Here is an 8,384-nt window from a genome sequence, read left to right on the forward strand (position 1 = left end):
GCCCTGCCGCAAAACCCCGGTACAGTTTTGCGGAACCGGTGTATGAGGCGCGTGAATGAAGTTTTCGCGCCTCCGCCTTCTTGGTTTCAAGTCCTTCGTCGAACCCGGCGAGTTCGTCATCGAACGCGGCCTGACCGGCATTGTCGGGCCGAACGGGTGCGGCAAGTCGAACCTCGTCGAGGCGCTGCGCTGGGTGATGGGCGAAAGCTCCTACAAGAACATGCGCGCGTCCGGCATGGACGACGTGATCTTTTCCGGTTCGGGCACGCGTCCCGCCCGCAACACCGCCGAAGTCACGCTGTTCCTCGACAACAGCGACCGCTCGGCTCCATCAGCCTTCAACGATGCCGACGAACTGCAGGTGTCGCGCCGCATCGAACGCGAGGCCGGCTCGCTCTATCGCATCAACGGCAAGGAAGCGCGCGCCAAGGACGTGCAGCTTCTGTTCGCCGACCAGTCGACCGGCGCGCGCTCGCCCTCGATGGTCGGGCAGGGCCGTATCGGCGAACTGATCCAGGCCAAGCCGCAGGCGCGCCGCGCGCTTCTCGAAGAGGCCGCCGGCATTTCCGGCCTGCATACCCGCCGCCACGAGGCGGAACTGCGGCTCAAGGCGGCCGAGCAGAACCTCGAACGCCTGGACGATGTCGTCGGAGAGCTGGAAAGCCAGATCGAAAGCCTGAAGCGCCAGGCTCGCCAGGCTTCCCGCTTCAAGAACCTGTCCGCCGACATCCGCAAGGCCGAAGCCACGCTCTTGCATCTGCGCTGGACACTGGCCAAGACGCAGGAAGGCGAGGCGCGTTCGGCGCTGGCTACGGCCACGGCGCTCGTCGGCGACCGCGCCGCCACGCAGATGAACGCAGCCAAGGAGCAGGGCATCTCCGCCCACCGCTTGCCCGACCTGCGCGACGCGGAAGCCGCGGCTGCCGCGGCCTTCCAGCGGCTGTCGATCGCCAGGTCGCAGATCGAGGAAGAAGCCGGCCGCATCCGCACCCGTCAGGCCGAACTCGAGCGCCGGTTGCAGCAGTTCGACGGCGATATCGCCCGCGAAGAGCGGATGGTGCGCGACAACGCCGACGTTCTCGAGCGCCTGCGCGCGGAAGAGGCCGCGCTGAACTCCGAAAACGCAGGCGCCGCGGAGCGCGAGGCCACGACCCGCGCGGCATTCGAACAGGCCGCCTCGACGCTTGCGCAAAGCGAAGCCAGGCTCGCCGCGCTGACCGCCGAGCGCGCCGAGGCTGCCGCCTCGCGCCATCAGATCGAACGCACTTTGCGCGAGACCGCGGAGCGGCGCGATCGCTTCGCCCGCCAGCTCGCCGATGTCGACCGCGAATTGTCGGACATCCTCGCAAAGGTGGCCGGCCTGCCGGATCCGACCGAGAAACGGATCCTGGTCGAACAGGCGCTGGCATTGCTGGAAGAGTCGGAGGCTGCGGTGGCGCAGGCCGAGCAGTCGGTCATCGACGCTCGTGGCGCCGAAAGCGCCGCTCGTCCCCCGCTTCAGGACGCCAGGGCGGAACTGGCCGGGATCGAGACCGAAGCGCGTACGCTGGCCAAGATCCTGAACGCGGCCAGCGGTGATCTTTTCCCTTCCGTGCTGGAGCAGATCAGCGTCGAGCGCGGCTTCGAGACGGCTCTGGGAGCGGCCCTGGGCGAAGATCTCGACGTGCCGCTCGACCGCAGCGCACCGGCGCATTGGGGCGAAAGCGAAATCCAGCCCGGCGACGCCGCGCTTCCGGAAGGGATCAAGAGCCTGGCCAGCGTGGTACGCGCGCCGGCACAACTTGCCCGCCGTCTGGCGCAGATCGGTATCGTCGAGGCCGTTGACGGCCGCCGGTTGCAGGGGCTTCTGGCTCCCGGCCAGCGCCTGGTCAGTCGCGGGGGCGCGCTGTGGCGCTGGGACGGCCTGACCGCCAGCGCCGATGCACCGACCGCCGCGGCACAAAGGCTGGCGCAGAAGAACCGCCTTGCCGAACTCGACGCCGAAGCGGTGCAGGCGACGCTCGTCCTGCGCCAGGCCGAGGAAGCGTTGGCGCAGGCCGAGCAGGCGCTGCGCCAGGCAAGCGAAGCGGAGCGAACCACGCGCCAGGCCGGACGCGAGGCCCAGCACCGGCTGGACGCCGCCCGCAATGCGCTGGCCGAGGCCGAAAAGGCCGGGGGTGAACTGTCGAGCCGGCGTGCCGCGCTGGACGAGGTGCGCGCCCGCATCGTCGACAGCCACGAGGAGACGTCGGCGGCTTTCGTCGAGGCCGAGATGTTGTTGCAGGACGCGCCGGATCTCGGCGACCTGCAATTGCAGCTCGAACAGTCCTCGGCCAATGTCTCTCGCGACCGCGCCACGCTGGCTGACGCGCGCGCCGTCCATGAAGGCTTGCGGCGCGAAGCCGAGGCCCGCACGCGACGGCTGGACGCGATCGGCGCCGAGCGCAGCAACTGGCTGGTGCGCGCCGAAAACGCCTCGACACAGATCGCCTCGCTCGGCGAACGCAAGGCCGAGGCCGAGGCCGAGCGCGAACGGCTGGCCGACGCGCCCGACGAGATCGACGCCAAGCGTCGTGCGCTGCTGTCGCAGCTCACCGAAGCCGAGACCTTGCGCAAGGCGGCCGCCGACCGGCTGCAGGAGGCGGAGACCAGGCAGGCCGAACTGGACAAGGCGGCCACATCAGCCATCCAGTCGCTGGCCGAGGCGCGCGAAACCCGCGCCCGCGCCGAGGAACGGCTGACGGCGGCGGACGAACGCCGGCTGGAGGTCGAGGCGCGCATCCAGGAAACGCTGAACACGCCGCCGCATCTGGTCATCCGCCACACCGGCCTGGAAGCCGACGATCCGATGCCCGAGATGCCCGAGATCGAACGCCAGTTGGATCGGCTGAAGATCGAGCGCGAACGGCTCGGCGCCGTCAATTTGCGCGCCGAGGAAGAGCAGAAGGAGCTTTCCGATCGCCTGGAGACCATCGTCTCCGAGCGCGAGGACATCATCGAGGCGATCCGCAAGCTCAGACAAGCGATCCAGAGCCTCAACCGCGAAGGCCGCGAGCGGCTGCTGGCCGCTTTCGATGTGGTGAACAGCCATTTCCAGCGGCTGTTCTCGCATCTGTTCGGTGGCGGCACGGCGGAATTGCAGCTGATCGAATCCGAGGATCCGCTGGAAGCTGGGCTTGAAATCCTGGCCCGTCCGCCCGGCAAGAAGCCGCAGACCATGACGCTGCTGTCGGGCGGCGAGCAGGCGCTGACGGCGATGTCGCTGATCTTTGCCGTGTTCCTGACCAATCCGGCGCCGATTTGCGTGCTCGACGAAGTCGACGCGCCGCTCGACGATCACAATGTCGAGCGCTTCTGCAATCTCATGGACGAGATGGCCAAGACCACCGAGACACGTTTCGTCATCATCACCCACAATCCCATCACCATGGCGCGCATGGACCGGCTGTTCGGTGTGACCATGGCCGAGCAGGGTGTCAGCCAGTTGGTCTCCGTCGACTTGCAGGCCGCGGAAGCGATGCGCGAGGCGAGCTGACGCCGAAAGCGCCGCCGGTCGTAGGAGCTGCACGTTAGGCGTTGCGAAGGATCGTAGCGAAGGGATCGCGGGCGATAGGCCACGGATTTAGGCATCGACTTTCCCGGTTATCGCAAAACTTGCGGCAAAACCGAACCAGTCTTGGAAGGCGTCAGGCTGAAGCGGGTTGAATACGCGACAGTGCAAAGCCGCCTTTGCCCGACAAGCTCTCTTCCGCCGGCCGGAACATGTCTTCGAAGTCCAGGTCCTGCTCGAAAACCACGCCCCCGACGGTGACGGCCAGGATCTCCTCGGCGCCCTGAGGGGCAAAATAGACCTGCGAGATATTGGCGCGGATACGCTCGCCAACCGTCCTGGCTTCGGCCTCGCTCGTTCCGGGAAGGAAGACGCCGAACATGGACGCGCCTATGCGGCCGACGACGTCTTGCGAACGCACGCCGGACCGGATGGTCGAGGCTATGAGGCGCAAGGCCTCGTCGCCCCAACTCAGGCCGAAGCGCAAATTGATGGCGTTCAGATGTTCAGGATGAATGACCAGGAAGGCGCCCGATCGCTCGCCTGGAACGGAAGGCTTGATCGCCCGTCTCTCGATCAGCGACGTGAAGACCCTGCCGTTCAGGCAACCGGTCAGCGTATCGAAGGTGGCGGCCCTGTTGAGTTCCCGCCGATAGCGACGAATCTCGGCCAGTTTCAGGCCTATGAACACAAAAAGCGGCAGGCAGATCACCAGAGGCAAAACCGTTGCGGTGATCATGCTGCGCCCGAAAGGCGTCAGCATCTCGCTGAACAACATCAGGTAGTTCAGGGTCAGGGAGACGCACAGGCTGCCTATGGTTCCAAGGAACGCCAACCAGGCGACGTTCTTCCATTCGTGATGGGGCGGGACATCAGCTGCTGCGTTGCTCATCGTCGATCTCCATTCGAACGCCAAGCATAAGACCGGCAAGTTACGATTTCGGTTTCGAAGAACAATACAATTTGACGCTTCGGGATAGATCGCCAAGCTGTTCTGAACAGAGGATGCGGCCCTTTGTGGCGAATCCGGTTGCTGCCGCCTATGGGGGGCCGAAGATTCCCATCTCCGCCGTTCTGGCTGTTGCTTCGGCCTTGCCATAGATGCCGCTCGGCAAGGCCAGCGCCCAGCCATTCGATACGAGCCAGGCGCCGACATCCTGTCTGCCCAGCCTGCATGTCGCCGCGACAGGGAAGCGGTCGACCGCCGGAGGCACGAAACAGGTCAGCGCCCGCCCGCGCATCCAGTTGTTGAAAGCCGCGCGCGCCCGCTGCCCGCAAGGCCAAGCACTATCGTGAAACAGGCAGACCCTGTCGGCCTCGACGCTCTGGGTTCCGCTGATGAACAATTTCCGCCCCATGGAGTCGAAACCAGCCGACGACGTGGCCACTGGACGGTACAGCGGTGTTTCCGGCCAGTCCTTGGGCATCGATGGCTTGGGCTGTGAGGCGAGGCCGAGGTCGCCAAGGGGCAGACGAGGTTCCACCCGCTCCATGTCGGATCCCTCGATCTGCGGCGGTGCGATGAGATCCTCGGCAATCTTGCGGGCTGAATTGACGATCGATCGAACCGGGTGTTGCGCGGCTTCATCGCTGACGCCCGGGGCCGGGTCGGTGACGGTCCGTTCGACAGGGAACAGGGTCGCTGCCTTGACCAGCAGCAGGATGCCGACGAGAAGCTCGAGGCTTGCGACCGCGACCATCATGCGAAGGCGCGCCGTTTGTCTCATTAGGCCGACGCGCCCAATTCGCTAGAAGCTGGATGTCGATTTGGCAACCGGTTTGAGCGCACCTTTTTCAATCCGGTAAAACGGCATCGAGCGTTCGCTGGATCCATCCGCGCGAAACCTGAACAAGCCGGTCGATCCGCGAAATCCACTCCGGTTCTCGAAAACCTGCCTGTTGAAACCGTTGGGTCCGGCAGCGCTCGCGATCCCCGCGGTCAGGGCAACCATGTCATAGGCATAAGCGACATTGGTGTCGGCCTCGTAGTTGAAGGTTGCCTTGAAACGATCCGCAATCGGACCTGGTTCGTGTTGGTCGAGCGTCGCGACATAGGCGCCTTCGAAAAGTGGGCTGGTCGGATGCTCCAGCCAGCGGTTCGTGCCAACCACGGAGGTCGATTTTCCAGGAATGCCCTTTGCCTTCAGGGCGAGCAGGATTGGCGACGGATTGCTGTCGCCGCTGGCAACGACCACGGCATCGGGCGCGTCCACCAGCGAACCCATGTCCGCCACCGCCTTTGCCGCGCTGTCGGCGCTCGTATAGGGTATGGTGATCGCCAGTGCGGCGCCATACACGCTGAGGCTGTTGGCGACCCGCTTCTCGACGACATCGGCACCCGCGCCCGCTGGCACCAGCAGGACGAACTTCTTGCCGCCCTTGGCCGCGATCGCGCCAGCTCCCGCGGCCGCGCTGTCCGCCTCGCTGAGGCATACCGCATAGACGCCCGGGCCACCGGCAAAATTGTCCGCAAGAGCCAGAACCACCGGCCGGTTCGAGCCCGACAATTTCGCGACATGCTGCGCCGCCGCCAGTTCGGTCGGACCGATGACCACTTTCGCACCCGACGTAATGGCCTTTACCGCCAGTTGCTGGGAGTAGGTCGCGTCTCCCCTTGTGTCCTCGATGGTAAGCGTCAGCAGCGGGTTGCCGAGGTCCGTCATCGCGAGCTTGGCGGCGTCGAGCATCTTTCTGCCGTTTTCGCCCGCGGATCCGGAGGCGGACAGCGGCAGCAGCATGACGACTTTCGTGGGGCCGGTGCCGAGGGACTGCGTTGCCATGCTTGCGTTGGCGACAGCAATCGCAGCGGGCTGATTGGGGGCCTGGATGGACGCGGGATCGAGCGCGTCGGACACCGCGCCTTTCGATTGGCAGCCGAGCAACGACATAGCCAGCACGAAAGCGACCACCCATGTCAGCGGGCCGTGGACCTGCCGGTCAGATTCCATTTTCTGCCAGCGCGCTTTGGCTCCCGCGGTCAGTTCATGTACTCGACCATGCGGTCGTGAAAACACTCGCACTTGTTGAGCGTGTCTTCGTCCTTGTAGTTGGTCTTCAGGTAGCCGTAAGCCATGCCGCAGGCGACCTTGGCTTCCGATGCCCAGACGAAGACCGGCCGCGACGAATGGATCCATTCCGGGCTGTTGGCGACGGCGACCGACTCGTCCATGAGCTTCACGACCTGTTTCGTGAGGTCGACCGTGTTTTCGGTCAGCACGAGGTTGGATGTTCCGACGGTGCGGCAATAATCGGCCGTCGGGCCTTCGATGATGTCGGCTGCAAAGCCTGTCGATCCAGCCAAGAGCAGCGCCGTGGCCGAAACCAGCAATCGTGCGGAATGCTTCATATACTTTCCCTCTCCAATCCCCGATTTTATCGATCACTAATACATAGCATGGGAGCGCGAGCGCGCAGAAGCGCTAAATCGTGACCGAGTGCTGTGTGTGTGCCGTGTCGTCGTAAAGGATGTTGATCGTGCCGGGAGTGGTCGGTCCGTTCTGGAGCACGGCCACATCCACGAAATTGGCCGCATTGCCCGGGCCGTCCGTATCGACGCTCAGCGTCTTGGTGCTGGTATCATAGTGCACATAGTCGGCAATGGTGCCGGCCCCTTTGTCGAACAACGCAGTCAGGTCGATCTTGTCTCCCTCGCCACCAGGGCCGGCGCCGTGATAGTCGGTGATGAGATCCTTGATATCGAGGTGGTCGAGCTTGAATGTATCGGCGCCTGCTCCGCCTGCCAGTATGTTGTAGCCCGGAGCAGCGATAAGGATATCGTCGCCCGGTCCGCCCGACAGGATGTTGGGATCATAGGCTGCGTTGCCGGTGAGCGTGGCCTGGTGTCCATCATTGGCGTCAACAACGATGTCGAAGCCATGACTGGCCTTGTCGCCGTCGCCGTCCACGATATCGACGTTGAAATGCAACCCGACGTCGTTTGGTATCTCTATTGCAGTTGTTACACTGGTGGTGGTTCCGGCAACAATCAGTCCCGTACTGCCGATGTTAACAACTGAGATGCCATAGATCAGGTTGGCCGAGGTGAAATCCAGAACGCCGTTGACGATGTTCATGTTGCCCTGATCGTGGGCAGTCCCGGACTGGTCATAAGTGACCACATGGACGGCATAGCTGCCCGTCATTTGGCCGCCATTCGAACCCTGCAGGAAGTTGATCATGACATGGTCCATACCAACTTTAGTCGTTGAATGGGTTGAAGAATTATTGTCGCCGTCCCCTTGAAGAAATTTTAGAGTTATCGATTCATTGTGGTCCATGGCCTGGCCACTACCGATGCCCAAACCATTGTTGTTCGAATTTACAGTGGCGGAACTGCCAAAATTTGTACCTGATGTCCATCCGGAATTCCCAGTGAACAATATATCTGTGTGGGGAGCATCGACATGATTCTTGACGGTTATTTGCTCCAGGTAAACGCTATTGCTATTCCCGCCAAGGCCAGTGGCGCCGAGAGCGGTTGTATCCGTTACCACTTTGGTGGGTACGGGATTGATCACCTCAAACGTATAGGTGCCATCCGATTTCATGGCGACCGTGAAGTAAGGCTGTGTACTTCCGGCATCGAAGAACGCCGTGTAGTGGGCAGTGCCGGTGGCCGCATCGTAGGTCGAGGTTGAATGGTCGATCAGCGGTATACTCGCCTGATTTGCCAATGAAACCGCAATTGTCGACAATCCGTCGGCCCCAGGCGTAAGTGACCAACTGCCGTCATGCGTGCCGGCAGAGTTAGCAACGATCTGGCTTTCAATGGAGGAAATCACAGGCACGTCGTCGACGATGGTGACGGTGACGGAGCTGGCGCCATGGGTGCCGCCAATGCCGTCGACCGCGACCG

At 63.3% G+C, this 8,384-nt stretch carries 6 protein-coding genes; 1 reads left to right on the forward strand and 5 read right to left on the reverse strand.

The genetic code is table 11. The features are described from left to right. Positions 1 to 55 precede the first annotated feature (55 nt). On the forward strand, positions 56 to 3,514 hold the full coding sequence (gene smc, locus LB543_RS29365; RefSeq protein ID WP_224616635.1) for a chromosome segregation protein SMC: 3,459 nt from the start codon (positions 56 to 58) through the stop codon (positions 3,512 to 3,514). Between the two features lie 151 nt (positions 3,515 to 3,665). Here the strand turns inward: smc and LB543_RS29370 are convergent, their stop codons facing one another. From LB543_RS29370 to LB543_RS29390, 5 genes are all read right to left on the reverse strand, one after another. Beyond that, positions 3,666 to 4,517: a GGDEF domain-containing protein gene (locus LB543_RS29370; RefSeq protein ID WP_224616636.1), complete on the reverse strand. Its 852-nt coding sequence runs from the start codon at positions 4,515 to 4,517 to the stop codon at positions 3,666 to 3,668. Positions 4,518 to 4,569: 52 nt separating this feature from the next. Further along, positions 4,570 to 5,232 (reverse strand): thermonuclease family protein, encoded by a 663-nt coding sequence (locus tag LB543_RS29375; RefSeq protein ID WP_224616637.1) that lies wholly within the window; start codon positions 5,230 to 5,232, stop codon positions 4,570 to 4,572. A gap of 45 nt (positions 5,233 to 5,277) precedes the next feature. Beyond that, on the reverse strand, positions 5,278 to 6,477 hold the full coding sequence (locus LB543_RS29380) for an ABC transporter substrate-binding protein (RefSeq protein ID WP_224616641.1): 1,200 nt from the start codon (positions 6,475 to 6,477) through the stop codon (positions 5,278 to 5,280). A gap of 29 nt (positions 6,478 to 6,506) precedes the next feature. Further along, positions 6,507 to 6,875 (reverse strand): hypothetical protein, encoded by a 369-nt coding sequence (locus LB543_RS29385; RefSeq protein WP_224616638.1) that lies wholly within the window; start codon positions 6,873 to 6,875, stop codon positions 6,507 to 6,509. 73 nt (positions 6,876 to 6,948) lie between these two features. Beyond that, positions 6,949 to 8,384: type I secretion C-terminal target domain-containing protein (locus LB543_RS29390; RefSeq protein ID WP_224616639.1), on the reverse strand; the 1,436-nt coding region annotated here is incomplete at its 5' end.

It is taken from the genome of Mesorhizobium sp. ESP7-2 (assembly GCF_020164715.1).
In the GTDB taxonomy this organism is placed as follows: domain Bacteria; phylum Pseudomonadota; class Alphaproteobacteria; order Rhizobiales; family Rhizobiaceae; genus Mesorhizobium.